Source organism: Xanthovirga aplysinae, from assembly GCF_009711365.1.
Lineage (GTDB): Bacteria > Bacteroidota > Bacteroidia > Cytophagales > Cyclobacteriaceae > Xanthovirga > Xanthovirga aplysinae.
Map to the genome: position 1 here is coordinate 1 of NZ_SMMB01000445.1, position 1,057 is coordinate 1,057.

1 protein-coding gene is annotated in these 1,057 nt (G+C 32.4%); it reads right to left on the bottom strand.

What is annotated here, in order from left to right:
- Positions 1-390: MBL fold metallo-hydrolase (locus E1171_RS01685; protein WP_155203448.1), on the bottom strand; the 390-nt coding region annotated here is incomplete at its 3' end.
- Positions 391-1,057: the final 667 nt, after the last annotated feature.

The following is a 1,057-nucleotide window of genomic DNA, read 5'->3' on the forward strand; positions in this document are numbered from 1 at the left end:
AAAAACAGCATGTTCTTTTCCCTTTTCATCAAATAATAAATAGCAGGAAGACTCTGGGGTATGGCCCGGAGTATGCAATACTTTTAGATTTAATTTTCCAATTTTAAAACCCTCATTATCCTTGGCCACATGTACTTGGTAATTAGTATCTGCTCCAGGACCAAAAACTATTTTTGCTCCCGTCTTTGAAGCCAGATCTATATGTCCCGAAACAAAATCAGCATGAAAATGAGTCTCTAACACGTATTTTATTTGGGCTCCACGCTTTTGGGCTAAATCAATATAAGGTTGAATATCCCTTAGTGGGTCAATAATAACTGCTTCTCCTTCAGATTCTATATAATAAGCCGCCTCCGCCAGGCATGAGGTATAAAGTTGTTCGATGTACATCTTTTAAACAATTAAGAATTACGATTGTGTATTAAGCAGGAAATAAGGTGCAAAACCAAGTATTAAAGTACAATAATTCAAGAATAACCTATAGCATCTCAACAAACTTTTCCAATTATTATTTAAGTACTTATGTAATTACCATCTAATCACATTATCTCTTTGCTATCCACTATTAATTTTGCTGTCAAATTATGGTCCAATATTACAAAAAATAAAATAAGTTTAACCTGGACGAAGATGAAGAATAACCATAGTCTCCTTCTTATATCTTATTTATCTTAATTTTTCACTCCTTAAGCTCTCGGAAAGTACAAATTTCAGAAATATTATTCATTTTATTGAGCATAACAGGAACCACTTAGAGCAATTATTTTCAAAACGAAAAATCAATCGTAATGTTGATAAACTTGGCAAAAAATATGGAGGGGACCACAAATTCAAAGGATCAAAGGAATTTCCAATCCTAGGGAAGAAAAATACTATTTAATCAGCTATGCATTCTCCTTTTTTCCTTCTTTATTTGTTGATAAAGTAAGAAATACCACTTTTCTATGTCTACTTACACCACCTATTTTTAAGATGAACCAATTTAGGTGGAATTTTATGAATAAATGGTAAATCAACTAATACTTGCTACTGCAAAAGGGAGGTAAAGGGATATTGC